Genomic DNA, 26,033 nt, shown 5'->3' on the forward strand with positions numbered 1-26,033 from the left:
GGAGCGCTGGAACAGCAGCCCCTCCGCCGGTGAGGGTCGCTGCCGGTACAGGGCGTTCCACCAGTAGTTGCCGGCGCGGATGCGGATCTGCTCGAGTTCTGCGGGCGGGAACCGCTGCGGGCAGAGGGCCTCACCGCTCTGGCGCCAGTCGGGCTCCACGCTGCAGGTCGGCGGGAAGACCAGCTGCTGTTGCTTGGGTTCGGCGATGGCCGGCAGATTCAGCACATGCCAGTGCTGGGGCGCGTCGCCCGCTTCCTGCCCCAGCAGCCAGCCGATCAGATCGTCCTGGTGCCAGCGGGTGAGCACCACCACCTGGGCGGCCCCTGCAGGACCCCGGTGCGAGGGCCCCTCGGGGGCCGGTTCGGCGCGGGTGAGCCACACCGACTTGAACCACTCGATCAGCTTCTGGCGCTGGCCGGCGGAGTTGGCGTCTTCCGGACCCTTGTAGGGGTCATCGATAATCCCCAGGGCATAGCCCTTGCCGGTGAAGGGGCCGCGCACCCCGGCGGCGATGCAGCCGCCCCGCTCGGGGGTGAGCCAGTTGCCAACGGCGGTGGAGTCCTTGGAGAGGGCATGGCCGCAGGTGCGGTAGTAGTGCCGCGCCTCACGGCTGTGGGCATAGGCCAGCTCCGCCGAGTAGGAGGCGATGGCGCAAAAGCGTTGCGGGTAGCGGCTCACCCAGTAGGCGGGGAACAGCTTGGAGACCAGCAGTGATTTGCCCAGCCGCGGCGGGCAGCAGACGATCAGACGGTTGAGATCACCATCGGCCACGCGCTGCAGCAGGGCGATCAGGCGTTCGGCCCAGGTGTGGAAGGCGTAGCCGGGATAAGCGGCCACGATGAAATCGCGGAAGGCCTGCTGGAGGTGGCGCCGCTGCTGCCGATGTGGATCAGGCACGCCCAGCAGGCCCCAGTCGGCCCAGAGGTCGGTGGCTGGATCGAGCAGCAGGCCAGCAGTTGCGGCGGCAGGCGAACTCAAGGTCGGCTCTCCGGTGGCTTGATCGGCGCCCGCAGCAGGCCGCCGATCTCAGCGATCACCCGGAAGGCGCCGACGGCCGCTGAAAACTGATCGGCGTCCATGGCCCGCCGCGCGCAGTCGTTGAGGGCAAAGATCTGCTCGGCCTGGTGGCGGCGCCGGTCGGAGATGAGTTCTTCCACCATCCGCTCGCGGGCGAGGTTCAGATAGCGATTGATGGTCTGGCTGTTGTTCACCCCCCAGCTTTCACGACCTTTTTCGTAGATCAGGGCCAGTGGAATCCGCTGGGCGATCCACAACTGAGCCTCGGCCACGCGCCGTTCCACCTCCAGCCGCGAGGGCCTCGGTGGCCGTTGGGCCGCCATGCCCTTCGGGCGGCGTGGGGGGTTGGCATGACCGATCGGCCGAGCGGGATCGGTGGGCTCATAAAGCGGCTGGCCGTTGTCGTCTTCTGCGCTGGCAGCGCAGCGCAGGTCCTCCACCGGATCGGCAGGCACCTGGCAGTGGGAGCGCAAGGGCATCGGCTCAGAACGGCAGGGCCTGTGCCTTGGGCGCTCGGATGGCCCAGAAGGGCCTGCCGCGCTTCTCGGTGGCGCTGCCCTGCCGGATCGCCACATCACGGGCGGCCTTGAGCTGCTGCTCGATCTGCTGCACAGCCAAGGGGAAGTCGTAGCTCAGCCGACCCGGGTTGTGGCTGAACGCCCAGTCGTTGTGCGAGAACGCCGGATCCAGCTCACCGGCGTCCATCGCCGCGCTGAGCGCCTCGAGCAGGGGTTCGAGCTCCTGCTCCAGCTGCTTCTGCTGCGCCTTGAGCGCGGTGACGGCATCGAGCAGGGCCTCGATTGGCTCCGCCGCCGGAACAGCGGCATCAGCGGCGGCAGGGGCGATGGTCATGACGGCCGACACAGTAACAAGCAGGCCAGGGGAATGGAGCCTGGCGATCAGCTCACTGTATGGGCTCTGCTCTTTGAGCCGCAATCACAGCAGCTGTTAATTCCTAATGGGTGCTGGTTGAGGCTCAGAAGGGTCTGTGGGCCTGGCAGTAGCGGCTCCAGGCGGCGGCCCAGGCCGCCAGGCACTTCTCCCGGCTGTAGAAGGTGCTCGTCAACGCCTCGCCCGGCTTGCTCCAGATCGTCTGGCCCAGCTCGTAGACATTCCCCTGGGCGGCCTCCAGCACCATGTAGCCCCCCAGCTGGGCGGCGGTGGAGTAGGGGCGGCCATGGGCCGAGAGGGTTTTGAGGTCGTAGAGCACCCGCACCTCGCGGCCCCGGTGCTCACTGAGGGCCGGTGAGATGTAGGCGCCGTCAAAGGCACCAGCCACATTGCGGCTGAGGCAGCAGCTGAGCCGTTCGCTGGCGATCACCTGCACCTCCTCCCAGAGCGGCAGCTGCAGCAGCGGCAGGATCCAGTCCCGGTAGGCGTGATGCCCCGGCAGCTCCTCCACCGCCAGGAGGGCATCGGCCTGGCCACAGCCCACCAGGAAGCGGGCCTGGCTGTAGCGCTCCAGGGCCGCATGCACCGTCACCCCACGCGGCTCCCAGACGGGCCGCGTGGCCTCGATCGCCCGGCGGGCCGTGGCACTGAGGCCATGGGCCAGCACGCCGGTGATCGACACCGGGAACAGGTGATCGCCCAGCCAGTAGCGGTGGGCCGCCTCATCCCGCCACAGGCCGGGGATGGGATCAAGCCAGGTGCTGGTGGTCAGCATGGCCGTTGCACCAGCAACCCGGCGTGACAGAGCGCGTCACGCCCCAGATCCCGCTCGGCAGCAGAGATCTGGAGCAGCCCCCGCTTGAGTAACCATCTTTCTATCGATAAAGGCATTAGCAAGCAGCAGGGAGTCAGGGAGATGGGGTGAATCGGGGGGTGTGAGTAGGCGGGTGTCTCTCCCCCCAGCCAAACCGTCACGCTGTTACAGCCACCGTGATCGACTGCACTGCAGCTGGTCTGGCCATAACTGCAGGGTGTTTCCGGCGCTTGTCGCAAGGACATGGGCGCTCAGAGAACCGCCAGGGGGATGGCCACCGCGCGTGTGACCATGCCGGCGCCGCAGAAGCGCACCGGACCGCGGCGCTGGGCGCCACTAAGGCGCAGCAGCAGCACCGACCAGCCATGGGCCCAGGCCGTTTCCCGCAGGATCACTCCGATCGGCTGGGCCGTGTTGCTCACCAGCAGTTGGTCCTGCTCCAGCCGGAGTCCCTGGCGAGCCAGGGTCTGGGACGCAAGCTCGGCGCTGATCTCCAGGTCGTGGGCCTGGTGGGCCGCCAGCTCCACCAGCTCGCCGATGGTGCGGGTCACGGTGCGATCGGCGCACTCCACCCTGGCGGGGTACTGCAGGATCATCTGCAGGCAGCGCTGCTCATCGGCCAGCTCGCTGCTCTGGCTGTAGCTCTCCCACTCGTGGGAAGCGATGCAGAGCTCGGCCTCCGCTTCTGTGGGGGCCACATCACTGAGCAGTGACCAGGCGCCCGCCAGCAGGGTGCCGTACTGATCGCCGAGTCGCTGGGAGTCGAAATGCCGCGCTGCCGCGCGGGTGAAGACCCCGCCGGCCTGACGGATCATCGGGATCAGGCCCACGGTGCGGGCGATCAGCCGTCGGCCCAGCTCAGGGGTGATGTGGCGCTCGAGGTCCCGATCCAACCCAGCCCAGTGGGCCTCGCGTTCGGCTTTGGGCAGATCGGTGGGGTTGCGCAGGGTGAGCTGGGCAAAGCGGCTGTGGTCGGCCCCCTGCTTGAGGGCGGTGGCGATCGAGCTGAGCAGGAACATCGAGCGCACCCGATAGCGGCTCACCTCACCGCTGGGAGAACCCTTGAGCAGGGCGGCGCCGCTCTCACTGCTGGCCACCCGCGCCAACGCCAGGATGCCCTGCATGCGCTGCTGATCCGGCCGCTCGTTGCTCTCCGCCTCGTCAAACACCACCGGCACCGCATCAGAGCCGATCGACTGGCGCAGACCCGCTTCCGTGGTGGAGCCGCTCACCAGCAGGGCGAAGTCCCCCAGCAGTGGGGTGACGTAGCGATCGAGGATCGCGCTCTTGCCTGAACCGGCGCCGGCGGTGAGCCAGCAGTGGGGCCGCCAGCGCAGCGAGCCGCAGATCGGGCCCAGCACCACCCAGCCCACCAGCAGGGTGCCGGAGGCCGGTACATCCCAGCGGAAACGGTTGGCGATGCTCACGATCACCGCCGCCTCCTGCACCGAAAGCGGCGCCACATCACCGGGCCCATCAAGGCGGGGCATGCGCTGATAGACGAACCGCGAGCGGAAGGGGGCCGTGATCGGCTGATCACCGTCCGGGGTGACCAGGCGATCACCGAGATGCAGCAGCGGCCGGCCGTCATCCCACCAGGCCCCGCGGCCGCGGATGCGCTCCGGGCAGAAGAGACCGGCGGCGATCGAGCTCTCGTAGAGGTCGCTGGCCACCGCCGCCCAGTTCACCCCCGTACGGCTGGGGTAGAGGGTCTCCCAGTGGCGCAGCGGCGCCAGGGCCACCAGGTGGGTGGCGGTGTGGGCGGAGCGGGCCAGGCGCAGCACCTGGCCGCTGCGGCCGGAGCGGTAGTAGCTGGCCTCACCGTCGTAGCCGAGGCACTGAAATGGAGCCCTGGAGGGTGCGGTGGCCTGAGCCTCGGCTGCCGGCGTTGCGGTGTCGCCTGCCTCCTCTACCTCTATGCCGCTGAGCTGGTGATCCTCCGGGTTGAGCCATGGCTTCAGCCACTGCTGCAGGTGTTCGGCCGCCTGGGTGGGGCCCCAGTCGGCATCGGCCAGATCCCAACCCTGGGGCAGATCGGCTGGCGGCTCCACCAGCCGCAGGCGGCAGCCCTGCTGGGCGAGCAGAGCGGCCAGCCGCGTCATCGCCTTGCGGCCCGGTGCATCGGCATCGGGCCAGAGCGTCACCGATCGCCCCGCCAGCGGACTCCAGTCGGTCTTGGCGATGGCGTTGGTGCCGTTGACCCAGCTGATCACCACCTGCTCCGGGAAGAGGAGCGCTGCGGCATCGGCTGTGCCCTCACCCTCCACCACCAGCACCGAAGCGTTGGGACGTTGGCTCAGGCCCGCCAGGCCGTAGAGGGGCCTGGGCGCAGGCCACTCACATGAGAAGGGGTCACGGCGGCTGGGCCGGTGCCAGCCACCATCAAGCCACACCCGATGCAGGAAGGCCTTACGGCTGCTGCGGCCGCCACACAGGCGCTGGATCCAGAACAGCTGCGCGCCGCTGGCGTCCCGGTAGCACCACTGGGCGATGGCGCCTTGAGCCAGGGCTGGCGGCGGGGCATCGGCTGGCGGCACCTCGGGTTGCCGCCAAGGCCGGCCGCCATGGCCGGGAAGCCCAGTCGCTGCAGCTGGTGCTGCTGCCGGCCTGCCGCAGGAGCCGTTGGCAGAGGCAGCGGGCTGGGGCCGATGACGGACATCCGCTTCCGGCACGAGACCCAGGTAGCTCTCCACCTCCTGGCAGGCCTGGCGGAAGCTCCAGTGGCGCACCCGCATCAGCAGGTCCATCCCCGAGCCAGCGCCCCCCAGGTGGTTTTTGCCGCCGCACTGGTTGCAGAACCAGGACCCGCTGCCGTCTTTGTCGTCAAAGCGGTAGCGATCCCGGCCGCCGCAGATGGGGCAGGGCTGATGGCGGTTGCACAGCTGCTCGGGCCCCAGCCCGGCCAGGGCGCTGAGGATCTCGCACCAGCGGCCCGTAGCCGCGGTGATCAGGTCGGTTGCCATGGGTGTCGCCTCAGATCAACGCTGGGCAGCGACCGTGGCCAGGAGAGCCGGAGAAGGCCCACCGGCACCCCCCTGCTCCGCGGCGATGGCGGCATCGAGCACCTGCCGCAGCGCCGCCGAGCGGCTGAGGGCACCGTGGCGGCGTCGCTGGTCAAGCCAAGCCAACTGCTCCTCGGTGATCGAGAAGCTCAGAGGTGGAGCAAAGGAAGCCATATCAGCCAGGAATCTGCAGTGCAGCCTAAGGGCACAGGGCAAGGCTTGATAACCTGAACCTTGCTGAGCTGTGTCGCTCAGTGCCAAGCCTGCTGTCCTCTCCATGGCCCAGATCGTCCTGCGCGACTACCAGCGGCAGCTGCTGGCCGACCTCCGCGCCGCCCTCAAGGCCCACCGACGGGTGTGTGCCGTGATGCCCACCGGCGCCGGCAAGGGCCAGACGATCGGCGCGATCGCCCGCGGCGCTGCCGGCAAGGGCCGGCGGGTGCTGGTGCTGGCCCACCGGGCTGAGCTGATCGAGCAGCTCACTGGCACCGTGCGGGCCTGGGGGCTGGAGCCCGACGTGATTGACCCGGCCACCGGCTGCAGGGCCGGCAGGTCGCGGTGGGCTCTGTGCAGACCGTGGCCAGGCGCCTGGCATTGCTGCCGCCGCCGGATCTGATCATTCAGGACGAGGCCCACCACCTGGTGGCCGGCAACATCTGGGGCCGGATCATCAACGCCTGGCCAGGCGCCCATCTGATCGGCAAGACCGCGACCCCAGAGCGGCTCGATGGCAAAGGGTTGGGCGTTGAGGCGGGCGGCTTCTTTGAAGCCTTGGTGCTGGGGCCTTCAGCGGCCTGGCTGGTGGACCAGGGCTGGCTGGCCCGGCCCAAAGTCTTCTCCTGGCCAGGCGTCCGCAACAGCCAGGGGAACAGCCCCGGGGGGCAGGACCCCGAGGGGCATAGCCCCGAACTCCGCCAGCGGATGGGGGAGTTCGATCTGGAGCAGGCGGCCCACGCCTTTGGAGATCGGGCCGCCATCGGCGATGCCGTCGCGCATTACCGGCGCCGGCTGCACCCGGCCACGGCGATCTGCTTTTGCTGCACCATCGAGCACGCCGAGCAGATGGCGACTGCGTTCCGCGCCGATGGCATCCGCGCTGCTGCTGTCAGCGGCAGCACCCCAGCAGAGGAACGCAGGCGCCTGATCGCCGGGCTGGGCTCCGGGGAGGTGGAGGTGCTCACCAGCTGCATGATCATTTCCGAGGGCACCGACATCCCCTCGGTGGGCGGCGCGATCCTGATGCGCCCCACCGCCAGCCTCAGCCTCTATCTGCAGATGGTCGGCCGCGCCCTGCGGCCCGCACCTGGCAAGCACGAGGCGGTGATCCTCGATCACGTCGGCAACGCCCACCGCCACGGTCTGCCCACAGATGATCGGGAGTGGAACCTGGCCGGAAGGCGGCGCCGGGAAGGTGTCTCCATCCCGATCAAGGACTGCCCGCTCTGTTTCTGCAGTTGCCCCAGCGCGACCCAGCAGTGTCCCGACTGCGGCCACCTGTTCCTCACAGGCGAGCGCGATGAGCAGCGGCGGGGGCTACAGCAGCTCGATGGCGAGCTGGTCGAAATCACCGGCTCAGCCCGCCCCCGGCCCAAGGCTCCTCAGCAGCAGCGGCCACGGCGGCGTTCACCGTCAGCCGGCTGCCGCACGTTTGAGCAGTTGCAGCAGCGGGAGCAGGAGCGCGGCTACAAGAGCGGCTGGGCCAGGCACGTCTGGGCGGCCCGACAGCGCAGTGCTTAGGCGATGGGTTAGTGAGCACCGCCCCCGGCCTTAGCGTTGACAGCAGTGCTGTCAGTGCAATCGGGACTCGTCCATGGCCACCCTCACGATCCGCAACCTCGACGAGCGCATCAAGGCGCAACTCCGCATTCAGGCCGCCCGCCACGGCCGATCGATGGAGGAGGAGGCCCGCACGATCCTCCGATCCGCCATCGAAGCCCGGCAGCCCGCCGCAACCGCGCAGGGCTTGGGCAGTCGCATCCATGAACACTTTGCCCAGCTCGGCGGCGTGGAGCTGGACCTGCCTGAGCGTTCCTCCCTGCCTACCCCAGCCCAGTTCGGCAGCGCAGCGGACCTGGAGCCCTGAGGACGACAGATCCAACAAGGGGAGAGTTCGCAGTGATCTTGCTCGATACGAACGTGATCTCGGAGCTGATGCGTCCGCAACCAGAGCCGGGAGTGCTGGCCTGGGCTGATGCCCTCGATCCAGAGGGGGTGGCGATCACGGCCATGAACGAAGCCGAAATCCTGCACGGATTGGCCCGGCTACCGGATGGACGGCGCAAACAACAACTCCAGCAGAGCTGGGATTCGCTGGCGGCCGAGCTGTTCACCGGCCGGGTCTGGCCCTTCACCAGCGAAGCGGCCCACTGGTACGGCGAATTGCTGTGGCGTCGCGAACGGCTGGCCCGGCCGATGGCGACGGCCGATGCGAGATCGCGGCCACGGCGCTGGACCGGGGGGTTCCACTGGCCACCCGAGACGTCTCCGACTTCGCCGATATCGGCCTGGAGTTGATCAATCCCTGGGACTTGGCCTGAGCTGCCCCCAGCTCTCTGTATCCAGGCGCATGGTCCTGATGCTCTCCACACCGCTGGAGGTCTGCTGAGGCAGCGAGTCGCGCAGGGCCTGGAGCTGGGGAAGCAGGTCGCGCACCGCGCGGTGCGGCACCAGCTCAGCGATGGCCTTGCCGCGGCGGGTGATCTGCACCGCCTGACCGGCCTGCACCGCATCCAGCAGGCTTGAGAGCCGGGCCTTGGCCTCCGCCACCGTCACCTTGAGCATGGCCACTGACCATCTGGATGTCCATGTCTAGGTCGGTTCTGGTGGCGACATGGCCGGCGCAGTTCGTCGAACCCCCCATACGCTTTGGACTGTGTACCTGAGGTGCCATGACCACCGTGTCAGCGCAGGAAGCTCGCGAACGCCTCGACGCCCTCATTGTCGAGGCGAGGACGTCCCACGAGCCGGTGCTGATCACTGGTAACCGGGGCAATGCAGTGCTGCTGTCGGAAGACGACTGGCATGCCATCCAGGAAACTCTGCATCTGGTCTCGATTCCCAGGATGCGCGAGTCGATCCTCGATGGCATGGCCACCGAGGTGGCTGAGCTAAGCAGCGAACCGCTCTGGTGACCTGACGGCTCAGCTGAAGATGCCGCCGACTACGCCCGGCCAGCAGTGGCTGCCCGATCCATTGGCTGCCAAGCCGAATCAGCCAATACGTGGGAAGTAATCGCGAAACCCCCAATACATGCCGATAGCCGGCGGCCAGTCCGGCAACAGGAGGCATGGCCTCCTCTCCCAGTGAACACGAGATCCAGCAGCGCATCCGCCTGGCCTGCGGCCGGGGTCCGGTGCGGCTGTGGCGCAACAACACCGGCGCCCTGGTCGATCAGCAGGGGCGCTTCGTGCGCTTCGGGCTGTGCAGGGGCAGCAGCGACCTGATCGGCCTGCGCTCGCTGGTGGTCACCCCCGAGCTGGTGGGCCAGCGGATCGCCCAGTTCGCCGCCCTGGAGGTCAAGACGCCTCACGGTGTCGTCAGCCCTGAGCAGCGGGCGTTTCTGGAGCTGGTCGAGCAGCTCGGTGGTGTGGCGGCCGTCTGCCGCTCCGTCGAAGAGGCCGAGCAGGCGCTCGCCAAGAGGAGTCACACGCAGTCCTGCCGCTGATGGATCCGGCAGAACTGCAGCGGCGGCTCAGGCGGCTGGCCCAGGCCCACCCCGGCGAGCACCCCTACACCCTGGCTTTGAGATTGCAGGTGAAGACAGGAAAGGTGATCACTGGCCAGCAGGCCAAGCACATCCTCAACAGGCTTGGTTATGACCGGTCCTGACATACCAAGGCATGACAGGCTCTGGCTGCGCTTGCCAAGTTTGTATTAGCTTCCCGCTAAGAACTCGGAATTCAGATCGTGGTCGTCACCTACGCGGAGCTGCTTGAGCACCAGGAGGAGAACCGCGCTGCATTCGGTCGCATGCTGCTCAACTGGCGCCGGGGCAACGGCTGGACCCAGTACACCGCCTGCAGCTGGGCGGAAGAGGTGGGCTTCGAGACGATCTCCTACGGCAACCTCTCGGTGATCGAGCAGGGCAAGGCCGGCGAGCTGCGACAGAAGGCTTTCTGGCAGCTGGGAGAACTCAACCGCCGCATCGCCGACCAGGACTGGGGCTCTGTGAAGGATCAGGCGATCAAGGAGAAGCTCGAGGGCGCCGTTCCTCTCGGGGACAACGACTGCCCGGTCTGGACGCCGCTGGAATTCTGGGCCTGCTACTGCGGTCTGCGCGAGGTGCCGGATGCCTTCCGCACCACACCGGCCCCCACCATCGGCCAACGCAAGGCCACGGAACTCTCGAGCAAGTGGCGCAACCAGATGCGCCGCGTGGTCGACGACTGCGGTCTCGAACCCAGCGACGCCCTCAACTCCCTGGCGGCAGAAGCCAGCGAGGAGCACCGCAAACGCTTCTATGCGGTCCTCACGGGGTTTGGCGACTACAAGCCCGAGGAGCTCGCTCCCCTCTGGGTCGAGGGGGACTCTTATCAGCCCAAGCGCTGGCTGGACCAGTGGGAGGCCGCGAACCGCCAGCCACGCAAGCCCGGCAACAGCAAGGGCAAGAAGCCAGTCTCGGCCTGATGGCTAGGAATTAACAGCCACTACTAATGCGGCTTCCAATGGAAAGCCCTAAGATCCGGATCAGCGGGCATCCGCCCGATCTGATTCCCCATGGTCACAACGTCCAGGCCCTTGGAGGCCCAGTGTCATCACCCCCCTGAGCAACAGCTCACCCACGCCCTGGCCGGCTTTCAGGCCGAGGTATCCGCTATCTCCTCCCCCGACCTGGGTGCCGTCGCGCAGGCTGCCCGCCCTGCCTTCCGCCAGGGCATCGGCTGGTCCGCCCAACTGGGCGAGCAGCACGGCCGGCCCAGACTGCAGGTCACGGTGAGGCATGCCGCCGGCGCCGAGCTCAGCAGCGAGGCCTGGGCTGACGAACCCAGCGTTCTGGCGGACATGACCGGCTTGATGCTGGCCCTGCTGCTGGGCATTCCTGTGTCCACGCAGGCTAGGACTACGGAGCCCTGTTCTGATGGGGAGCAGCGTGTGTCCGGCAAGCCTGAAGACTCACTGCTGCCTGCGGGTCGGCCAGAGCCCGATGGCGAGTCGGAAGCACCAGACCAGCAGACCCAGGCCCGCTCCCAGGCCCAGGCCAGCAGTGGTGGCACCCCCGATGGGAGCGGCGATCCAGCCTTACTTCCCCTGAAGCCGGAGGAGATCAGCGGCTATCACCGCCGCGTGCTGGATCTGCCGCAGGCATCCCGCCGGGAGCTGACCAATGCCTTCCGCGAGCACTTCCAGGTGCCGCGCAGTGCCCGCTCGATCGGTGATCGCATCAGCCAGCGCCAGCACGGCGACTTCATCGAGCGCTTCCTCGAGGAACTCCAGGGCCCGGCGCTGGAGAACGTTCCCTCGCCGCCAGCCGCATGAGCAGCAGCCATCGCCCCAGGCCGCCCCGTCGCTATGGGGAGCAGCCCCGCTCACTGGCCGGCCGCCACTTCATCCAGACCCAGGTGCGCACCGACGTCTACCTGCGCATCCGCGAGCTGATGGAGGCCCGCAACCTCTCCGCCAGCGGAGCGGTGCACCACCTGCTGCGCGAGCGCTTTGGCCTGCCACCGCTTCCTCCCTTCGATCAAGACCCCATTTCCACCGATTCAGCCCATGGCTAAAGACCTGTTTCGCACGCCCCTCGCCACGGTGCGCTGGGCCCACCTGATCACCCCCCGCCATCAGCTCGATCGGAGCAAACCGCTGGCCTGGACCTGTGATCTGCTCCTTCCCAACGCCGACGAGAAGGCCCAGGCCTTCCTGCTGGGGATGGAGGACCAATTCATCGCCCTGCACGGCAGCCGTAAGCGCCGAGCTGAGAAGGGCTTCCCCTGGAAGGCCGACAAGGACAAGCCCAGCGAGCTCACCGTGGTGCGCTTCAAGATCCCGCAGTTCCAGCGGCGCGACGGCTCCCTCTCCGAGGGCCCCCGCATCGTCGACGCGAGAAAGCAGCCCTGGGATGGTGCCGCCATCGGCAACAGCTCCAAGGTGATCGTCGCCTTCGACATCTACGACTGGGACGGCGAGAACGGCTGCGGCATGACCTTCCAGCCCAGGGCCGTCCAGGTGGTCGAGTTCGTGCCCTACGAGCAGGTCGATCCCACCGACGGCTTCGACGAGCTCGACGGCTACTCCGCGGTCAACACATCCACCGGCTCCGGCTCCAGTGACTGGGCCGCCGATGTCGACGAGGAGGCACCCTTCTGATGACGCACCTCCATAGCGTCCGCGGCGGTGTAGGCGGCGGCCGGCCCCAGGGGGGCAAACCCCAGAGGGGCAAGCCCCAGCTGCCGGCCTTCTGCCGCACCCGCCGGCCCACCACCACCGTCACGATCAGCAGCCTGCGGTGCATCTACCGGCTGCTGCTGCTGGTCCTGGTGTTCCAACTGAGCACCCTCCTGCTGGTCATCGCCGGGCCCGTGCAGGAGCGGCTGACTCCAGCCACAGCCACCAACGTCTTCCGCCCCGATGCCGGCACTGCCGCCGGTGGGCCTTTCAACGTCACACCGTCTTCAGACCGATGAACAACACCGCGTCCTCGCTGGTGCCCTTTGATTACGAGGGACGCCAGGTCCGGGTCATCACCGATGAGCTGGAGGAACCCTGGTTCGTGGCCGCCGATCTGCTCGCCTCGCTGGCCCTCGACCGCAAGGCCCTGGAGCGTCTTGATGCCGATGAGAAGGGTGTGAGTTCGATTCATACACCTGGCAGCGAGCAGGCCATGACGATCGTCAATGAGCCTGGCCTCTACAACCTGGTGATGGGCAGCCGTAAGAAGGAGGCCCAACGCTTCAAGCGGTGGGTCACTCACGAGGTACTGCCGGCGATCCGCCCCAGGGGGTATTACACCGTGCCCGGCGTCGCACCCACGCCAGCGGCCCTGACAGCGGACAAGCAGGACAGCGTCGGCGCACTGCTGGTGATCGGTCAGGCCGTGGCCAAAGTCCCCGGCGTGAAGCCCGGCATCGCCATGGCCGCCACGCTCACCTGCATCCAGGAGAACACCGGTCTCGCGGTCGACACCCTGCGTTGGGCCTTGCCGGCAGCTGAGGAGCCCATCTGTTCTCTCAATGCCACCCAGCTTGGGCGTCGGCTGGGCATGTCGGCCCGGGTGATGAACCAGCACCTGGCGGCCTCTGGCTTGCAGCTCAGCAACGCCCTTGATGAATGGGAACTCACGGATCGGAGGCAGGAGTGGGCCGAGGCCATGCCCTACTGCCGCCATGGCCATAGCGGGTACCAGATCCTCTGGAACCCTGCCGTGGTCGACGTGGTGCGGGAGCTCTGCTGATGGATAGCCAGACAACTACATCCACACCTGGGCGTCAGCGGGTTTGGGTCAGCACCGCCGAGGCCTGCGAAGTGCTGGGGATGAGCCGCGAAACCCTCCGCCAGCTGCGGCTGCGGGGGGTACTGCAACCCGGGAAGCACTACCGCCGCTGGGGCTGCACCCAGGGCCGGGGGCCGTTGCAGTGGCACCTTGAGAATGTTGAGGCGACCATCACCGGTTGGAGCCGGCGCCACCTGAGGCAATAAAAGCGTCGCGACCCCACGGGATCAGCAGGCACTGTCCTGAACCCGATCACGTCCCCCTCTCCTCTAATCGGGGACCGGGTTGCGTGATCGGGTTGTTGTTTGGGCCCTGGTCCTGCCGGCGCGGTAACACCCCGATCCAGCACCAGCTTTTGCTCCGGGTTTGCTCACGTCCCCGCTCCAAGCAGTCCTGGAAGGCCCGCCCAGGCCGAGGTTGAGCAGATCATCGATCCACAGGTCAGCCATGACTCAGCGGGCTCGCCAGAGCCAAATTCCCAGGCGGGGACTGGAGGGGGCGACCCGGAGAACGCGTGAGCAAAGCGGCGATTTGCTCACCTGTTTGCTCACATGGCCCTTGGCCAATCCCTGAAAAGTCAGTCGGGGCGACAGGATTCGAACCTGCGACCTAGTGCTCCCAAAGCTCGCTTTTTGGTCATTTTGCGAAGCCAGGAGCAGTCTCGGATCTTGCCCAAAAAGCATTGCCAGCACTGCTTTCCACCCTGCCAACTCTTGGCAGTCCATGCCGCTGCATGCCAACCTGTGGGGCGGAATCTCTCCCAGAATCTCTCCCATGCCCCGCCCGAGTGCCTGGGTAACGGTCCTGAGGGCTGGTCTCTCCCACAGCCTCTCCCAGGAGGGCTGCCGCTCCGGAATCACGGTCAATGAGAAGCGGGGCAAGGCCCGGGTCAATATCTCCGAGGCCCTGGGCGATGGCCGCCGCAGGCAGGTGCCGTTGTCGATCGACTGGGCACCAGAGAATGTTGATGCGATCCGAGAAGCAGCCCTCGCCATCTATCGCGGCCTTGTCGCCGGCCAGCCAATAGAGGTCGCCATCGAAGCCGTGGCGGGGGAGCCGGAAGCAGGCATCAGCAACGCTGGGGCCATCAACTGGTCCGCCTTGATCGAAGCGTTCCGTGAGCGCAAGCTGGGCAGTGGCGAGATCAAGCCAACGACGTGGACCAACATCTACGCCCGGCGCATGAAGGTGATCCTGGCTGCAGTTGATCGAGCCGAGACGCCTGTGCAGTTGCTGGAGGCCATCACGGCTCCTTGGGCCAGCCAGCCTGGTTGCCGGGGTCGGCAACTCCAGGTGCAGCAGACCGCCGCGATCCTGCGTTGGGGAGTCGATACGGGCCGCCTGCCGGCTGAGTGGGCACCGCCGCTGGATCTCAGTCCCTATGTGGGACGGAAGCGGGAGGCTGCTGCCGTCACGACGCCGCTTGCCGTTGGGGAGATCCTGGCCCTTGTGGAGGTGATCCCCGACACGAGGTGGCGGTATGCCTTTCAACTGCTCTCCGCCTATGGGCTCAGACCGGAAGAACTGCAGCACCTCGAACTTCGTGGTGGGCGACTGTGGTGCACCTACTCGAAGATCTCCAGTCGTGGCAGGACCGAACCCAGGCCGCTCCGGCTGTTGCCCTGCGACCGCTGGGCAGCTGAGTGGAACCTTGAAGCCAACTACCAAGCCGATCGATTGCCGCCCATGAAACCCGGGCTCGGAGCCGATGCCATGGGCCTCTACATGCGCCGCCGTGAACTCTGGACTGAACTTCGGCAGCGGTATGAGGCAGAAGGAGAAAAGCTGGTGCTCTATTCCTGCCGCCATGCCTATGCGCACCGCGCCCACACCCTCTGCCCGATGCTGCCCACCAAGTTTGTGGCGGCTGCCATGGGCCATAGCCTTGAAACCCACCTCGCCGCTTACAGCCGCTGGATCGGAGACGATGAAGTGGATGCAGCATTTGAGCGGGCTGCCCAGCGGATGGAGCAGCTCAAAACCGGCTGAGGCTTGTGTTTCTCGATGGGTCGCGATTCAGAATCGATCAGATCATTCATCGCTCCACCAGCTTCCAGAACCCCCGCTTCGCCCCATAGATGTCGTAGAGGCGATCCACGTAGGCCGAGTGATCGGGATGCCCCTGCCAGTCGTCGATGCGAGCGGCCAGCTGCTCGCAGCTGCGTAGGTGCTCGGCGGTGTAGCGGTAGCGCTTGGCTCGCCCCATCCACAACGCGAAGAACACCATCGGCCGCAACAGCAGCGTGGCGGCGAGTGGATAGTCCTTACTCAGACGTTCCGCGGCGGCGCTGTGAATCGTGTAGGCATCCCCTTCCCACTCGTCCTCATGGGCCAGCACATGACGTGCGGCGCGGGCCAGTGCCGGCCATTCCACCAGGAAGTGCAGGCCTAGCAGGCTGATCGGGTGCTGCTCGGCCACCTGCAGGGCCCGCTCTTCCGCTTCCACATCCTCAAAGTCTTCAAGGCGCTTCAGGTAGTCGCGCAGGTGCGGGATCGAGAGGGTCCTGCTGAACCACCTCCAGCGCATCTCCTGCGCTTCCGCCTGGCGATTCATGGCCTCGAGCACGGCGATGCGGCTGTCGTGCCACTGCGAATCCTCAAGACCTGCGGCGTCTTCTGTCGCACCATCGAGGATCTCCAGGGCCTGCTCCGCCCGCCCGGACGTCAGCAGGTGTTGGGCCACGGTGGCGGCGATATCGCGCCAGCGCAGATCCTCCGCAGTGAACTGGGTCAGGTAGCCATCCACATCACCGCGGGCCACGGCGATCTGCAGCAGATGAGGATTGCCGTCGCTGGCGCCGTGCTGGCGGCAGTAGCTCCCCAGCAGCTTCAGGCCCCAGTCGCCCAGGGCGTCTTTCAGTGCTGGCACCAGCGCATCGAACTGCTCATACGTGTTCTCGGCCAAAAGCTCAGCGGAATGTTGCGCCAGTGTTTCCGGCTCCAGCTGGGCGGCCTGGGCCAGAGGACCCAGCTGCTCGGCGGCCCGCTCGAACACCCCGATCACCGCGCCGGTGCCATCAGAGCTGCGCGCCAGCACACCCTCGGAGAGTTCAAGGAAACGCAGCAAGAGATCGCATGCCTGCTTGGGATCACCGGCCGCGATCGGACCGATGATCGCCTGGAGCTGCGCCTCCAGATCGGCCACGAGGGCCTTGCGTCTGGCCGAATCCACAAAGGTGCTGGCCCGGTCGATCGCGGTCAGGCGTTTGCGGACTTCTTGAACGGCGCCTTCTATTCCTTCGGCAGCGGCCAGGGAAAGGCGCAGCCGCCGCTGGATCACGGCGTTGCCACCGCTCACCTCGATCAACAGCTCCGCCAGCGCTGCAGCACCCAGGGCTTCCAGGTTCTTGGCGTTGAGGGTGCGCTTGCTGGCCACTGCTCTACGACAGGGCAGGGCTCAGACCCAGCGCCGTGGCCGCCTGCTGCATCCGCCCATCGAAGCTGGCCAGATGGGAGCAGCGGCTGTGCAGCGCCACCGCCAGGTGCAACGCATCGCCGGCCCGCAGGCCGAGGGTCGGATCCTGGAGCAGTTCGGCTGCCTGGCGAAAGCGACCGCGGTCCAGCGAACGCAGCTGAACTCCGCCCTGCAGCAGTCGCTCGAACTGCTCTCCTGCGGCCGCTCGCGCCTCCTGGCTGAGGCCATGCTGGCGCTGCTTGATGCCAAGGGCGCTGTGGGTCTCGGTGATCAGCCAGTCGCTGCTGATCAATGGTTCGCGGCACTGCTCAAACCAGTTCAGCGCCAGGGGGCTGCGCTCTTCCGGGGTCAGCAGGGCCACCACCACGCTGGTGTCGAGGTAAATCATTGATGGCACACCATCACCAGCGCTCACCGGCGCGGCACTCCTCGATCACCGATGGGGTGAGGGGCATGGTGGCCTGCAACTGGCGCAGATCGGCAGCAAGAGCAGAGCGATCCAGTTGCTGCAGGGGCTCAAGGCTTAGCCGGCCATCGGGCCCAACGACAATCTCGATCTGGTCGCCTTCCTGCAGGCCGGCCTGACGCAGGCAATCGGCAGGGAGCCGCACCGCCAGGCTGTTGCCCCAGCGGCGGATCGCCTGCTGGAAGTGCCGGCCGGCATCAACAGAATGGTCACTGGGCTGGGACTGCGCCAAAGAAGCCAGCTCGGCCGCGGTCGGCCTGTTGTAGATACACGACTCTACAGCCGGTTTGAGTGGTTCAGCGCCGGAGATGCCGCCGGCTCCAGCCGGTGATGGTGGCCAGGACCCGAGCTTTCACCCAGCCTGATTACAGCCATGCCCAAGCCTCTGACTCCTGCAGCCCCGTCGAGGTCTCCGGTGGCCCTGATGGCCGCCATGACCCTGACCATCAGCGCCATCGGCAGCGTCGCTTCGGCCGTGGCCCATCCCCTGGCGGTGCTACCGGAGGCGGAGCGGCTGTCAGGCCCTTCGGCTGCGGCAGCCGATGCCCCCACCAGCAACGCTGGGGTCTCGGCGGTGCGCAGCCTCGGCAGCCAGCCCCTGGTGGGAGATTTCAGCGCCCTGCAGGGGCGGGTGCTGCGCCTGCGGGAGATCACCATCGCCCCCGGCGGCCACATCGGCCTGCACCGCCATGACAGCCGGCCCGGGGTGGCCTATCTGCTGGAGGGACTCCTCACGGAACGCCGGGGGCCCGGCTACACCCCAGTGGTGCTGCAGGCCGGGGAAGCGGCCTTTGAAACCACCGGCGTCACCCACTGGTGGCGCAATGAAACCAGCGAACCGGTGCGAGCCATCGTTGTCGACATCGTCGAGGCGTCAACGCCCTGAACATGCTGATCGCTGTGAGCATGCGGGCCACTAAATGACCGTGCCATCGACCACAGTTGTGTTCTTCTCGATCACCACAATTCCGCTGCGAATGGTGAATCCCAGCTCACTGCGGTCAGCCTCTTGCACCCGATCCTTGTTGATCACCTGCACGTTGGTGCCCATGCGCACATTTTTGTCGAGAATCGCTCGCTTCACCACTGATCCTGCCCCAATCCCGAGCGGCACGCCACCACGCGAGCGCACCAGAGCGCGCTCAGCCTCCGATTCATAACTATCGGCCCCCATCACCAGCGTGTCCTCAAGGACGGCGCCCTCCTCCACCCGCAGGCGCAGGCCCAGCACGCAGTGCTCGATCACACAGCGATCGAGCAGGCAGCCCTCGCTGAGCACTGAGCGGCGCACCCGAGCCTCGCGGATCTGGCTGGGCGGTAGATAGCGCGACCGGGTGTAGATCGGGGCCTGCTCGTCGTAAAAGCTGAAGGCGGGCTGCTCATCGGCCAGGGCAAGGTTCGCGTCGTAGAAGGCCTTGATCGTGCCGATATCTTCCCAGTACGCATCGAACAGATAGCTCTGCAGCGGCTGGCCATTGGCCAGGGCGGCCGGAATGATGTCCTGGCCGAAGTCGGTGGCTTGCGGATGACTGGCGAGCAGGTTGAACAGGGTGTCCCGCTCGAACACATAGATGCCCATCGAGGCCAGAAAAGGGCGGCGCTCCGCTTCGCTGGCCGAAAGGCCCAGGGCCCCGGTGTCGACCCGCATCGCCTCGAGGGCCTTGCCCTTGGGCTTCTCGCGGAACTCCCGGATCCGCCCTGTGGCATCGGTCCGCATCAATCCAAAACCTTCTGCCACCGAGCTGTCCACCGGCAATGCCGCTACCGTCAGCGCGGCACCGCTGGCCCGATGCGCCGCCACGAAGGCCTCGTAATCCATCCGGTAGAGCTGATCACCGGAGAGGATCAGTACCTGATCCACATCCCAGGCCTCGAACAGCTCGCGGTATTGGCGTACGGCATCGGCGGTGCCCCTGAACCAACTTGGGCTGTCGGGGGTCTGCTGGGCCGCCAGAACCTCCACGAAGCCGCTGCTGAAACCGGAGGAGAGGTTGTAGGTGAGGCTGAGGTGGCGGTTGAGCGATTGACTGTTGAACTGGGTGAGGGCGTAGATCTTGAGAATGCCGGAGTTGATGCAGTTGCTGATCGGGATGTCGATCAGTCGGTATTTGCCGCCCAGCGGCACCGCCGGTTTGGCCCGCGTGAGGGTGAGGGGCTGCAGCCGGGTGCCGGCTCCGCCTCCGAGGATGATCGCCAGAACACGCTTCACGTGCTGAGTTCTCGCTTGAGGTGGAAATAGAGGTGGTTGGGATCCTTGTACTGCCGAGGTAGGCAGTGATGCAGGCTCGCCAGGCGATGCCAGCAAACGCTGCGTTGGATCTGCTCGATGGTTTTTTCTTCCCGGATCAGGATGCGCAGGGCCTTGCAGTACAGATGAAAACTGGCTTCCAGTTCGCCGATCGTGAGGGCGGTGGTGAAGGTTGCCTGGCTCATGGCAGCAACGTTTCGGACGCCCCGCATCTTCAATCAGCCGCCCGGTTGGGCGAAGCCCCCGCTTGGGGGCAATCGATCCTCATGCGCGCTGGGTCGCCGTGAACGCATAGCGGGTCTGGAGCCTCGTGCTGGTGCCGGGGCGCAGCTCGAGTTTGCGGTCACCGCTCAGCAGGGCTTGCCGCGGTGCGCTCCAGGGTTCGATGCACACCATCGCCCGCGGTGGCTCCGTCCAGAGCACCACCAGATCAAGGGGGTGGCTCAGCTGCAGTTCGAGGCTGGTTCCGGCGGCCCCATCCACCAGCCGCACCGCACGCGTGGGCCGCACCAGCAGGTCGATGCCGCTGGCCAGCTTCTCCATCTGATCCGCCGTGGACGTGTCCTCCATGGTGAGGTGGTTGAGGCACTGGGCCGGCAACCCCTCGATGCGCACGCCCTCCAGGCTGGAGAGGTTGAAGTAGGGGTGCAACCCGAAGCTGAACGGCATCGTGTCGGTGCCCCGGTTTTCCACGATGGTGGTGATCTCCAGCGCCCCGGGTGCCAGCCGCACCTCCATGGTGAGCAGGAAGCTGAACGGGTAGGACTTCAAGGTCTCCTCGGTGTCGCCCAACTGCAGCTGCACGCCAGCTCCATCCGCCAGCGCTTCCAGGCGCCAGGGCAGCTGGCGCGCAAAGCCGTGCTGGCCGAGGTTGAACACACCCTGGGGCAGGGGCAGCCGGTTGTCCGGCAGGCCTCCGGTGATCGGGAAGAGCACCGGGAAGCCTCCCCGCACCGATTGGGCTGGGTCGAGGAAGCGCTCGAGATCGAGGTAAACAACCTCGTGGCCAGCGCAACGCCAGCCGCTGATCAGACCCCCGCGTTCGGGCACTACCCGCAGCAGATCACCGCTGTCAGGATCGCTGAACTCCCAGTGGGGATAGGGAGTTTCACGCTGAATCAGGGACATGAAGTGGCCTTCCGGGCCGGAATATCGGTCAATCTGCTGCAACCAGCCAGGAAGGGATGCCCCCAACCGGGAACAGTGCGGAGCCCCCAACCCCTGGCGATCGGGACCAGGTGGTTGGGGCCGCTCAGATCTGAACCATGCCGCAGCGCATTCCCTTCAGAACGGCCTGGAGCCGGTTATGCACGTTGAGGGTTTGCAGTAGCCGCTTGGTGTAAGTGTGAGCGGTTTCATCACTCACCACAAGACGCTTGGCGATCTCCCGGTCGCTGAGGCCACTGGCCAGCAGGTCGAGAACTTCATATTCGCGGGGGGTGAGCCTGGGACAGCTCAGGTAGGGCAGGATGCCCGTCCGCAGGGAGGAGCTGCGGTAGGAGTGCCCGCCAAGCACGGCCATCACGGCGGCCTGCAGTGGCTGCTGATCGTCCACAAAGTCCGCCTCGGCGACAACGGCTTCCAGCCACGGTGCCTCGATGCACTCGGCAGGAATCACATCCCCCAGCGCCAGGATCACGGCGTGGAGCTTCGGATGAAGCTGGCGGGCCTCTCGCACCAGATCGAAACCGTTGCCGCTTTCCAGGTAATCGGTGCAGACCAGCAGCTCGTAGGGATCGTCGGCTTCCGCAGCCAGATACTCGAGGCAGGACTCCTGATCGGTGACGGCACAGGTGATTCGGGAATACCCCCCGAAGGTCCGGCACAAGGCCCGCAGCAAAAAGCGGCCTTTCGCCGCAACGGCGACGCGGCCTGGAATCTCGATCGATTCCAGGCCTTCTTCATGGGTCCCCTTGTCGGCAGTGGCCAGGAAGGGCGTGAGATCCATGCTCCAGCGGTTGCCTCTGGCTGGGAAGCGAAGTGAGCCAGGGGCAACCCTAGGAGCTGAGAGGCCTGCCATCGAACCGATCGCGGTTCAGTCGTCGTAGACGCGGCAGTTGACGTCGGAGGGGTTGAGGTCGCAGAACACCTCGAAGGGAGATGGCGCCTCGGCCTCCTCGGGGTGGCGCTGCTGGAACTCCTCCAGTTCCCTGATCTGCTGCTGGATCTTGCGGGCGATCGCTTGCTCACCTTTCGACTGGGCCTCGGTGAGGGCAGAGCGATAGGTCTGGAGCTGGTCTCCGATGGTGGCCATAGCACACGGCCCCAGCGGGGGCCCGAATTGGCCTGGTGAATGTAACCCTGCCGAATCCCTGGACGGGATACCCGACCCGCCGATCGCTGGGCAACGTCTGCCTTTTTCAGGTATTTCTGCTCATCCTGCGGGCCAGCATCGTGTCGGCGTCCGTTGATCCGGCAGGGTGGTGCGGCCTCGCAGGATCGAATCCATGGCCGACGCTCCCTATCTCGTTGCCCTGGCCCTGGTGGAGTTTGGGGGCAAGCGCGCGCTACCGCTCACCGGTAAATCCCAGTCAGCCCAAGCTGCCGATGCCGTCGATCCCGGCGATCCCGGCGATGACGGTCGCACCCTGGCGCTGGAACTGCTGCTGCGACTCTGGCAGCGCAGCGAGGAGGGCCCTCTGCAACGGGCCGCTGGGGAGGCCAGCCTGCTGCTGGTGGAACTTCCGCTGGAGCTGATGAGCGAACAGCTGCCCCTGCTCAAGGCGAACTGGATCTCTGGTGGTGAGACGGCGGCGTTCCTTAGCAGCCTGGAGGGCCTGGCGATCAGGGCCTGGCGGATCACGATCGCGAAATATGAGCCGGTCAGCTTCATCGCCTGGCCCTGATCGCCGGTTGGCCCTGCCCCCATCTGGGGACAATGGGCGAACCGGTCCGATTCGTCACCGTTGTGGGGCAGCCTGAGCGGCAGTGTGAAGGCCACTGCTGCCAACCATGCCGACGGGCACCTGCCTCTATCGCAACACCAGCAGACAGATGGTGATCCTGCGTTGTATCGGTCCGGAGACTTTCTTCCAGGAGAAGGTGGTCTTTCCGTTTGAGGATTGGCTGTTTCGCTGTCCCCCACACAGCCGAGTCGACATCTGGACCCATGGCCTCACTGGAGCGGAGCAACTCGATTCGATCAACGCGGAAGATTTGCTGCTGCCAGCCGAGGTTGTGCCCCCGGACGGGGGCTGACCCAGGAGAACCGCGGGGCCTCAGCATTTTCCTACGGCTTGGAGGGACGAACGTCCGTGTCTCCACCAACCGGGATGCCGGCCACCAGGTGAAAAGCCGGGGGATCGCCATCCGTTCCCTGAAGGGGCATGTTCCCTGCGTGCTCCCGATCTCGCTACCGCTCAACGGGCCAGCAGGTTGTTCCAGCCGTTGGGGCTCAGACCCTGCCCGAGAGGACCACCACGGCCAGCAACAAGGCCACCAACACAAGCTCGCTCAGCATCGTCTCCATCGGCCTGCCCAGATCCCTGCTCAGGTCGTCACTCTCGGCCGACAGCCCTGGCGGCGGCGCCCCCCAAGCGGGGGCAAATCCTCCCCGGATGGGGACTGGGCCTCCGGCACCGTGCCGCAGCAGGCTGAGCAGCGAACCGGTCCAGGCTGGACCCCCTTGCCCGCCCTGCTGCCATGGCCACCTACAAAGTCAAGCTCGTCAACGCCAACGAGGGACTGAACCGCACCATCGACTGCGGTGACAATCAGTCGATCTACGATGCGGCGGCGGATCAGGACATTGATCTGCCCGTGTCTTGCCGCGCTGGCTCCTGTTCCTCCTGTGCCGGCAAGTTGATCAGTGGCACCGTGAACCAGGAGGATCAGGCCTTCCTCGATGAGGACCAGATCGCGGCCGGGTTCGTGCTCACCTGCGTGGCCTTCCCCACATCGGATTGCACCATCGAAACCCATGCCGAAGAAGCCCTGTATTGACTGACGGCAGTGGGTCAGATCGCTTCGTGGCCCGGGAGTTACTCAGCGGGAATTTGAACGATATGACTTACCCGCATGGAGTTGTTTCGCTCGGCCAGGCTGGATGGATGGCAGGCCTCAGCAGACAGGCGCCATCGGCTTCCCACTGACGCGTCATCATCATCAGCATCTGAACATCCATCCCCCCTTGCGAGTCATCCTTTCTTGCCATGGGGCGGGAGAGGGAAGAGCCTGAGCCGTTGGCCATGGCTGACGCCGTGCCGGAAGCTTTCAGTGTGGAGGCTTCCCCGTGCGGAGCGATCCCCCCGGATGGGTACGATCCCGAGGCTGTGATCCGCACGGTGTCGTTCTGCATCCTGGCGAGACGGACGTTCAGCTGAGCGAGGGACAGGGTTCGCGATTCAGGGTGTCCTGGCGCAGGGCGGCCACATCTTGATCCACCTGGGCCAGGCGCTCCATCACCAGGTCCAGGTCCAGGGCCGAGAGTTCGCCATCCATGCCCCATTTCATGCAGGTGCGGCCCAGGCAGCTGCTGGCGTTGATCGTGATTGTCGGGTTCGCCATGGCGAACGTCCTTGCTTTTGATGGTTCCAGTGTCGGTCGCCTGGGCCTGGCGGTGATGCCCCCAAAAGGGGGCAATCACCGCCACCTGGTGAGGATCGTCGAGGGACCGTCAGGATGTCGCCCGCTCGCGAGACAGGAGCAGATAGAGATAGTCGGGATCGCGATACTGGTTAGGTAGGCAGTGGTGCAGCATTTCCAGCCGCTGCCAGCAGACGGTGCGGCGGGCCTTGGTTGCACTTTTGCCCTCCCGAGCGAGGATCCGCATCGCTTTGCAATAGAGTGCATAGTTGGCTTCCAGCTCACCCACAGTCAGGGATGGGGCTGGATCTGCTGCCTTCGCCATCGAACGTGCCTGCGGTCAATCGCTCCTCCATCCAAGGAGCCGCCCATCAGTGCCCGTGCCCTTGATTCACATCTCGACGTGATGAGCCTGAGCCGTTGTGGATGAGCCTGGTTGCCCCCTGAGCTGGCCTTCCACCCCGAGGCCTTGCGGGGCTCGATCGATCGCTACACGATCGCGCTCCGCACCGCCTGAATGCGACTGGTCTAGGCAGTGCAGGATCGGGATCGGCTGGTGCTGCTGATCGCCGCCTGGTCAATGGCTTCCACCCAGCTTCAGACTCCTGCGTCCGGTCCTGCCTGCTAGCGGCCTCCATCGATCACGAAGTTCTGGCCCGTGCACATGCGGGAATCGTCGCTGGCCAGAAACAGTGCCAGGCGGGCGACATCCTCCGGCAGGATCCAGTCCTTGAGCGATTGGGTTCTGCGGCGTTCAGCATCGGCTTCCGGTGTCAGCCAGAGCCGCTGTTGCCGCTCGGTGAGCACCCACCCCGGGATGATGCAGTTCACCCGCACGCCATGGGCTCCCCACTCGCGTGCCAGGGCCCGGGTCAGCCCTACCACGCCGCCCTTGGCCGTCACATACACCGGCAGGTCGGCGAATCCCTTCAGAAAGGTGATCGAACCAAGGTTGATGATCACACCGCTGCCGGCATCCCGCATGGCCGGAAGCACGGCCTGACTGGCGAAGAACTGGTGTCGCAAGTTGACGCCGATCAGCTCATCCCACAGCTCCGGGGTGACGTCTTCGAGCTGATGGCGATCATCCCGGGCCGCGTTGTTGATCAGCACCTGCAGTGCTCCGATGGCCGTCGCCAGCTCAGTGAGGGTGCTGCGCAGAGCCTCCAGATCCTGCAGATCACAGCATCGGAACAGCGGACGATGGCGGCAACCGTCGAGCTGCTGGATCAGGGCCAGGGCTGACGCTGTATCGACATCCAGGAAAGCAACCTGGGCGCCCTGCTCGGCGAAGGCGGCCACCATCGCTGCGCCGATGCCATTGGCGCCACCGCTGATCACCACCCGGCGATCTCTCAGGCTGGGATAAGTCGCCAGGGAGGATGGCGGCTCAGCCTGGGGACGTCTCGCTTCAGGCATGGGCCCTGGTCTCAACTCTTGTCTGCACCATGACGCCGGCGATGAGCTGAATGGATGGAGGCGGTTGGCCCTTCCTGGAGCGAAACGGATTCAGAGGTCGTTGCGTTGGCCGGCCAGCAGGGTGAGCAGCACCTCGCGGCGGCGCGGGCCGTCGAGCTCCACCAGCAGCACGGATTGCCAGCGGCCGAGGCCGAGCTGGCCATCCACCACCGGCAGACTGAGCTGGTTGCCCAGCATCAGGGCAATCAGGTGGGCATGGGCATTGCGTGGTTCATCCGGTGGGATGCCCGCTCGCAGATCCAGATCGTTGTGAAGCCAGGGGCGATCCGGCGGTGCCAGCTCGAGGAAGAAGCGCTTGATGTCGGCCAGCAGGCGTTGCTCGTTCTCGTTGAGGGCAAGAGCGGTGGTGGTGTGCTGGCCCACGGCCACCAGCAGGCCGTCGCTGATCCCGCTGCGATCGATCAGGGCCTGAAGCTCTGGGGTGATGTCGTGGCAGCAGAAGGAGCCGGCCGTCTGCAGATGAAGGCGGTGATGCAGGAGCTGGGCCATCGGCGGCGGCAGGTGCCTGCAGTGGGCTGAAAGGCAGTATCGATCCTTGGGGTTGAACCTCAGGCAAGGGCGGGGTGCCGGGTTCTTGCCTCAGCTGATGAGTCTGTTGGCGGCACGGACTGCAAGGTCGACGACTGGAAGGCGGAACGCCGCTGAGCACTACACGCGAAGGTTGCGGCGGCTCCAGCCGGTGATGGGGGCCTCCACGTTCTCGAGGTGCCACTGCAACGGCCCCCGTCCCTCGGTGCAGCCCCAGCGGCGG

General features: G+C 66.3%; 37 protein-coding genes and 1 pseudogene. 19 read left to right on the plus strand and 19 right to left on the minus strand.

What is annotated here, in order from left to right:
• From KBY78_RS03845 to KBY78_RS03870, 6 genes and pseudogenes are all read right to left on the minus strand, one after another.
• Nucleotides 1-978 (minus strand): annotated as a pseudogene (locus tag KBY78_RS03845) (terminase); the annotation flags it as partial.
• Nucleotides 975-1,496 carry a hypothetical protein gene (locus KBY78_RS03850; protein WP_255142448.1) on the minus strand — a complete coding sequence of 174 codons (522 nt, stop codon included), beginning with the start codon at nucleotides 1,494-1,496 and terminating at the stop codon, nucleotides 975-977. The pseudogene KBY78_RS03845 and the gene KBY78_RS03850, both read right to left, overlap by 4 nt.
• Nucleotides 1,497-1,500: 4 nt before the next feature.
• Entirely contained in the window at nucleotides 1,501-1,869 is a 369-nt protein-coding gene (locus KBY78_RS03855; protein WP_255142450.1) for a hypothetical protein, read from the minus strand.
• A gap of 124 nt (nucleotides 1,870-1,993) precedes the next feature.
• Complete coding sequence (locus KBY78_RS03860) at nucleotides 1,994-2,683, minus strand: hypothetical protein (RefSeq protein WP_255142451.1); 690 nt, start codon at nucleotides 2,681-2,683, stop codon at nucleotides 1,994-1,996.
• A gap of 290 nt (nucleotides 2,684-2,973) precedes the next feature.
• The gene (locus KBY78_RS03865; protein WP_255142452.1) at nucleotides 2,974-5,685 is read right to left on the minus strand and encodes a primase-helicase zinc-binding domain-containing protein; all 2,712 of its coding nucleotides are present in this window, start codon (nucleotides 5,683-5,685) and stop codon (nucleotides 2,974-2,976) included.
• 15 nt (nucleotides 5,686-5,700) lie between these two features.
• Nucleotides 5,701-5,898: a ribbon-helix-helix protein, CopG family gene (locus KBY78_RS03870; RefSeq protein ID WP_255142453.1), complete on the minus strand. Its 198-nt coding sequence runs from the start codon at nucleotides 5,896-5,898 to the stop codon at nucleotides 5,701-5,703.
• A gap of 103 nt (nucleotides 5,899-6,001) precedes the next feature.
• On the opposite strand from KBY78_RS03870, the gene KBY78_RS03875 reads away from it, so the two are divergent.
• From KBY78_RS03875 to KBY78_RS03890, 4 genes are all read left to right on the plus strand, one after another.
• The gene (locus tag KBY78_RS03875) at nucleotides 6,002-6,340 is read left to right on the plus strand and encodes a DEAD/DEAH box helicase family protein (protein WP_255142454.1); all 339 of its coding nucleotides are present in this window, start codon (nucleotides 6,002-6,004) and stop codon (nucleotides 6,338-6,340) included.
• Nucleotides 6,301-7,461: a helicase-related protein gene (locus tag KBY78_RS03880; protein WP_255142455.1), complete on the plus strand. Its 1,161-nt coding sequence runs from the start codon at nucleotides 6,301-6,303 to the stop codon at nucleotides 7,459-7,461. The genes KBY78_RS03875 and KBY78_RS03880 overlap by 40 nt, the downstream gene beginning before the upstream one ends.
• A gap of 73 nt (nucleotides 7,462-7,534) precedes the next feature.
• Complete coding sequence (locus KBY78_RS03885) at nucleotides 7,535-7,807, plus strand: FitA-like ribbon-helix-helix domain-containing protein (protein WP_255142456.1); 273 nt, start codon at nucleotides 7,535-7,537, stop codon at nucleotides 7,805-7,807.
• 32 nt (nucleotides 7,808-7,839) lie between these two features.
• Complete coding sequence (locus tag KBY78_RS03890; protein WP_255142458.1) at nucleotides 7,840-8,238, plus strand: type II toxin-antitoxin system VapC family toxin; 399 nt, start codon at nucleotides 7,840-7,842, stop codon at nucleotides 8,236-8,238.
• Here the strand turns inward: KBY78_RS03890 and KBY78_RS03895 are convergent, their stop codons facing one another.
• Nucleotides 8,239-8,505, minus strand: a complete 267-nt coding sequence (locus tag KBY78_RS03895) for a type II toxin-antitoxin system Phd/YefM family antitoxin (RefSeq protein ID WP_255142460.1) — start codon at nucleotides 8,503-8,505, stop codon at nucleotides 8,239-8,241.
• A gap of 107 nt (nucleotides 8,506-8,612) precedes the next feature.
• On the opposite strand from KBY78_RS03895, the gene KBY78_RS03900 reads away from it, so the two are divergent.
• The 11 genes from KBY78_RS03900 to KBY78_RS03950 all read left to right on the plus strand — a co-directional run bounded on the left by KBY78_RS03900 (nucleotide 8,613) and on the right by KBY78_RS03950 (nucleotide 15,139).
• Complete coding sequence (locus KBY78_RS03900; protein ID WP_255142461.1) at nucleotides 8,613-8,855, plus strand: type II toxin-antitoxin system Phd/YefM family antitoxin; 243 nt, start codon at nucleotides 8,613-8,615, stop codon at nucleotides 8,853-8,855.
• Between the two features lie 155 nt (nucleotides 8,856-9,010).
• Nucleotides 9,011-9,388, plus strand: a complete 378-nt coding sequence (locus KBY78_RS03905) for a VRR-NUC domain-containing protein (RefSeq protein WP_255142462.1) — start codon at nucleotides 9,011-9,013, stop codon at nucleotides 9,386-9,388.
• Nucleotides 9,388-9,552 carry a hypothetical protein gene (locus KBY78_RS03910; protein ID WP_255142463.1) on the plus strand — a complete coding sequence of 55 codons (165 nt, stop codon included), beginning with the start codon at nucleotides 9,388-9,390 and terminating at the stop codon, nucleotides 9,550-9,552. The genes KBY78_RS03905 and KBY78_RS03910 overlap by 1 nt, the downstream gene beginning before the upstream one ends.
• A gap of 78 nt (nucleotides 9,553-9,630) precedes the next feature.
• Nucleotides 9,631-10,350 carry an XRE family transcriptional regulator gene (locus KBY78_RS03915; protein ID WP_255142464.1) on the plus strand — a complete coding sequence of 240 codons (720 nt, stop codon included), beginning with the start codon at nucleotides 9,631-9,633 and terminating at the stop codon, nucleotides 10,348-10,350.
• Between the two features lie 90 nt (nucleotides 10,351-10,440).
• Nucleotides 10,441-11,199: a hypothetical protein gene (locus tag KBY78_RS03920; protein WP_255142465.1), complete on the plus strand. Its 759-nt coding sequence runs from the start codon at nucleotides 10,441-10,443 to the stop codon at nucleotides 11,197-11,199.
• A complete protein-coding gene (locus tag KBY78_RS03925) occupies nucleotides 11,196-11,441 on the plus strand; it encodes a hypothetical protein (RefSeq protein ID WP_255142467.1) in 246 nt (81 codons plus the stop codon). Before KBY78_RS03920 ends, KBY78_RS03925 begins: the two co-directional genes overlap by 4 nt.
• Nucleotides 11,434-12,027, plus strand: a complete 594-nt coding sequence (locus KBY78_RS03930) for a hypothetical protein (protein WP_255142469.1) — start codon at nucleotides 11,434-11,436, stop codon at nucleotides 12,025-12,027. Before KBY78_RS03925 ends, KBY78_RS03930 begins: the two co-directional genes overlap by 8 nt.
• Nucleotides 12,027-12,344, plus strand: coding sequence for a hypothetical protein (locus tag KBY78_RS03935; protein ID WP_255142470.1), 318 nt, complete (start codon nucleotides 12,027-12,029; stop codon nucleotides 12,342-12,344). Before KBY78_RS03930 ends, KBY78_RS03935 begins: the two co-directional genes overlap by 1 nt.
• Nucleotides 12,341-13,111, plus strand: coding sequence for a BRO family protein (locus KBY78_RS03940; RefSeq protein ID WP_255142471.1), 771 nt, complete (start codon nucleotides 12,341-12,343; stop codon nucleotides 13,109-13,111). Before KBY78_RS03935 ends, KBY78_RS03940 begins: the two co-directional genes overlap by 4 nt.
• Complete coding sequence (locus KBY78_RS03945) at nucleotides 13,111-13,356, plus strand: helix-turn-helix domain-containing protein (protein ID WP_255142472.1); 246 nt, start codon at nucleotides 13,111-13,113, stop codon at nucleotides 13,354-13,356. Before KBY78_RS03940 ends, KBY78_RS03945 begins: the two co-directional genes overlap by 1 nt.
• Nucleotides 13,357-13,924: 568 nt before the next feature.
• The gene (locus tag KBY78_RS03950) at nucleotides 13,925-15,139 is read left to right on the plus strand and encodes a hypothetical protein (protein WP_255142473.1); all 1,215 of its coding nucleotides are present in this window, start codon (nucleotides 13,925-13,927) and stop codon (nucleotides 15,137-15,139) included.
• Between the two features lie 46 nt (nucleotides 15,140-15,185).
• Here the strand turns inward: KBY78_RS03950 and KBY78_RS03955 are convergent, their stop codons facing one another.
• From KBY78_RS03955 to KBY78_RS03965, 3 genes are read right to left on the minus strand one after another with little or no spacing between them, the layout of a single operon-like run.
• Entirely contained in the window at nucleotides 15,186-16,526 is a 1,341-nt protein-coding gene (locus tag KBY78_RS03955) for a DUF6880 family protein (protein WP_255142474.1), read from the minus strand.
• A gap of 4 nt (nucleotides 16,527-16,530) precedes the next feature.
• Nucleotides 16,531-16,980: a type II toxin-antitoxin system VapC family toxin gene (locus KBY78_RS03960; RefSeq protein ID WP_255142476.1), complete on the minus strand. Its 450-nt coding sequence runs from the start codon at nucleotides 16,978-16,980 to the stop codon at nucleotides 16,531-16,533.
• On the minus strand, nucleotides 16,967-17,263 hold the full coding sequence (locus KBY78_RS03965) for an AbrB/MazE/SpoVT family DNA-binding domain-containing protein (protein WP_255142477.1): 297 nt from the start codon (nucleotides 17,261-17,263) through the stop codon (nucleotides 16,967-16,969). The genes KBY78_RS03960 and KBY78_RS03965 overlap by 14 nt, the downstream gene beginning before the upstream one ends.
• A 141-nt stretch (nucleotides 17,264-17,404) precedes the next feature.
• Between KBY78_RS03965 and KBY78_RS03970 the strand changes: the two genes are divergently transcribed.
• Entirely contained in the window at nucleotides 17,405-17,917 is a 513-nt protein-coding gene (locus KBY78_RS03970; protein WP_255142478.1) for a cupin domain-containing protein, read from the plus strand.
• A 30-nt stretch (nucleotides 17,918-17,947) separates the two neighbouring features.
• Here the strand turns inward: KBY78_RS03970 and KBY78_RS03975 are convergent, their stop codons facing one another.
• The 5 genes from KBY78_RS03975 to KBY78_RS03995 all read right to left on the minus strand — a co-directional run bounded on the left by KBY78_RS03975 (nucleotide 17,948) and on the right by KBY78_RS03995 (nucleotide 21,533).
• Nucleotides 17,948-19,240: a glucose-1-phosphate adenylyltransferase gene (locus KBY78_RS03975; protein WP_255142479.1), complete on the minus strand. Its 1,293-nt coding sequence runs from the start codon at nucleotides 19,238-19,240 to the stop codon at nucleotides 17,948-17,950.
• A complete protein-coding gene (locus KBY78_RS03980) occupies nucleotides 19,237-19,464 on the minus strand; it encodes a DUF3136 domain-containing protein (protein ID WP_255142480.1) in 228 nt (75 codons plus the stop codon). The genes KBY78_RS03975 and KBY78_RS03980 overlap by 4 nt, the downstream gene beginning before the upstream one ends.
• A 79-nt stretch (nucleotides 19,465-19,543) precedes the next feature.
• Nucleotides 19,544-20,407, minus strand: a complete 864-nt coding sequence (locus KBY78_RS03985) for a galactose mutarotase (protein WP_255142481.1) — start codon at nucleotides 20,405-20,407, stop codon at nucleotides 19,544-19,546.
• Nucleotides 20,408-20,531: 124 nt separating this feature from the next.
• On the minus strand, nucleotides 20,532-21,227 hold the full coding sequence (locus KBY78_RS03990; protein ID WP_255142482.1) for a response regulator transcription factor: 696 nt from the start codon (nucleotides 21,225-21,227) through the stop codon (nucleotides 20,532-20,534).
• A gap of 87 nt (nucleotides 21,228-21,314) precedes the next feature.
• On the minus strand, nucleotides 21,315-21,533 hold the full coding sequence (locus KBY78_RS03995) for a CP12 domain-containing protein (protein ID WP_255142484.1): 219 nt from the start codon (nucleotides 21,531-21,533) through the stop codon (nucleotides 21,315-21,317).
• Between the two features lie 193 nt (nucleotides 21,534-21,726).
• Between KBY78_RS03995 and KBY78_RS04000 the strand changes: the two genes are divergently transcribed.
• The 3 genes from KBY78_RS04000 to KBY78_RS04010 all read left to right on the plus strand — a co-directional run bounded on the left by KBY78_RS04000 (nucleotide 21,727) and on the right by KBY78_RS04010 (nucleotide 23,221).
• Nucleotides 21,727-22,125 carry a hypothetical protein gene (locus tag KBY78_RS04000; protein ID WP_255142485.1) on the plus strand — a complete coding sequence of 133 codons (399 nt, stop codon included), beginning with the start codon at nucleotides 21,727-21,729 and terminating at the stop codon, nucleotides 22,123-22,125.
• Nucleotides 22,126-22,231: 106 nt separating this feature from the next.
• Complete coding sequence (locus KBY78_RS04005; protein WP_255142487.1) at nucleotides 22,232-22,477, plus strand: DUF1830 domain-containing protein; 246 nt, start codon at nucleotides 22,232-22,234, stop codon at nucleotides 22,475-22,477.
• Between the two features lie 444 nt (nucleotides 22,478-22,921).
• Nucleotides 22,922-23,221 (plus strand): 2Fe-2S iron-sulfur cluster-binding protein, encoded by a 300-nt coding sequence (locus tag KBY78_RS04010; protein WP_255142488.1) that lies wholly within the window; start codon nucleotides 22,922-22,924, stop codon nucleotides 23,219-23,221.
• A gap of 372 nt (nucleotides 23,222-23,593) precedes the next feature.
• On the opposite strand, the gene KBY78_RS04015 is transcribed toward KBY78_RS04010, so the two are convergent.
• The 4 genes from KBY78_RS04015 to KBY78_RS04030 form a co-directional block, all read right to left on the minus strand.
• A complete protein-coding gene (locus KBY78_RS04015; RefSeq protein ID WP_255142489.1) occupies nucleotides 23,594-23,785 on the minus strand; it encodes a hypothetical protein in 192 nt (63 codons plus the stop codon).
• Between the two features lie 109 nt (nucleotides 23,786-23,894).
• On the minus strand, nucleotides 23,895-24,128 hold the full coding sequence (locus tag KBY78_RS04020) for a DUF3136 domain-containing protein (RefSeq protein ID WP_255142490.1): 234 nt from the start codon (nucleotides 24,126-24,128) through the stop codon (nucleotides 23,895-23,897).
• 299 nt (nucleotides 24,129-24,427) lie between these two features.
• Nucleotides 24,428-25,222 carry an SDR family NAD(P)-dependent oxidoreductase gene (locus tag KBY78_RS04025; RefSeq protein ID WP_255142492.1) on the minus strand — a complete coding sequence of 265 codons (795 nt, stop codon included), beginning with the start codon at nucleotides 25,220-25,222 and terminating at the stop codon, nucleotides 24,428-24,430.
• A 90-nt stretch (nucleotides 25,223-25,312) separates the two neighbouring features.
• Nucleotides 25,313-25,771, minus strand: a complete 459-nt coding sequence (locus KBY78_RS04030; RefSeq protein ID WP_255142493.1) for a secondary thiamine-phosphate synthase enzyme YjbQ — start codon at nucleotides 25,769-25,771, stop codon at nucleotides 25,313-25,315.
• Between the last annotated feature and the right edge of the window lie 262 nt (nucleotides 25,772-26,033).

The organism is Synechococcus sp. EJ6-Ellesmere (assembly GCF_024345875.1).
In the GTDB taxonomy this organism is placed as follows: Bacteria; Cyanobacteriota; Cyanobacteriia; order PCC-6307; family Cyanobiaceae; genus Regnicoccus_A; species Regnicoccus_A antarcticus.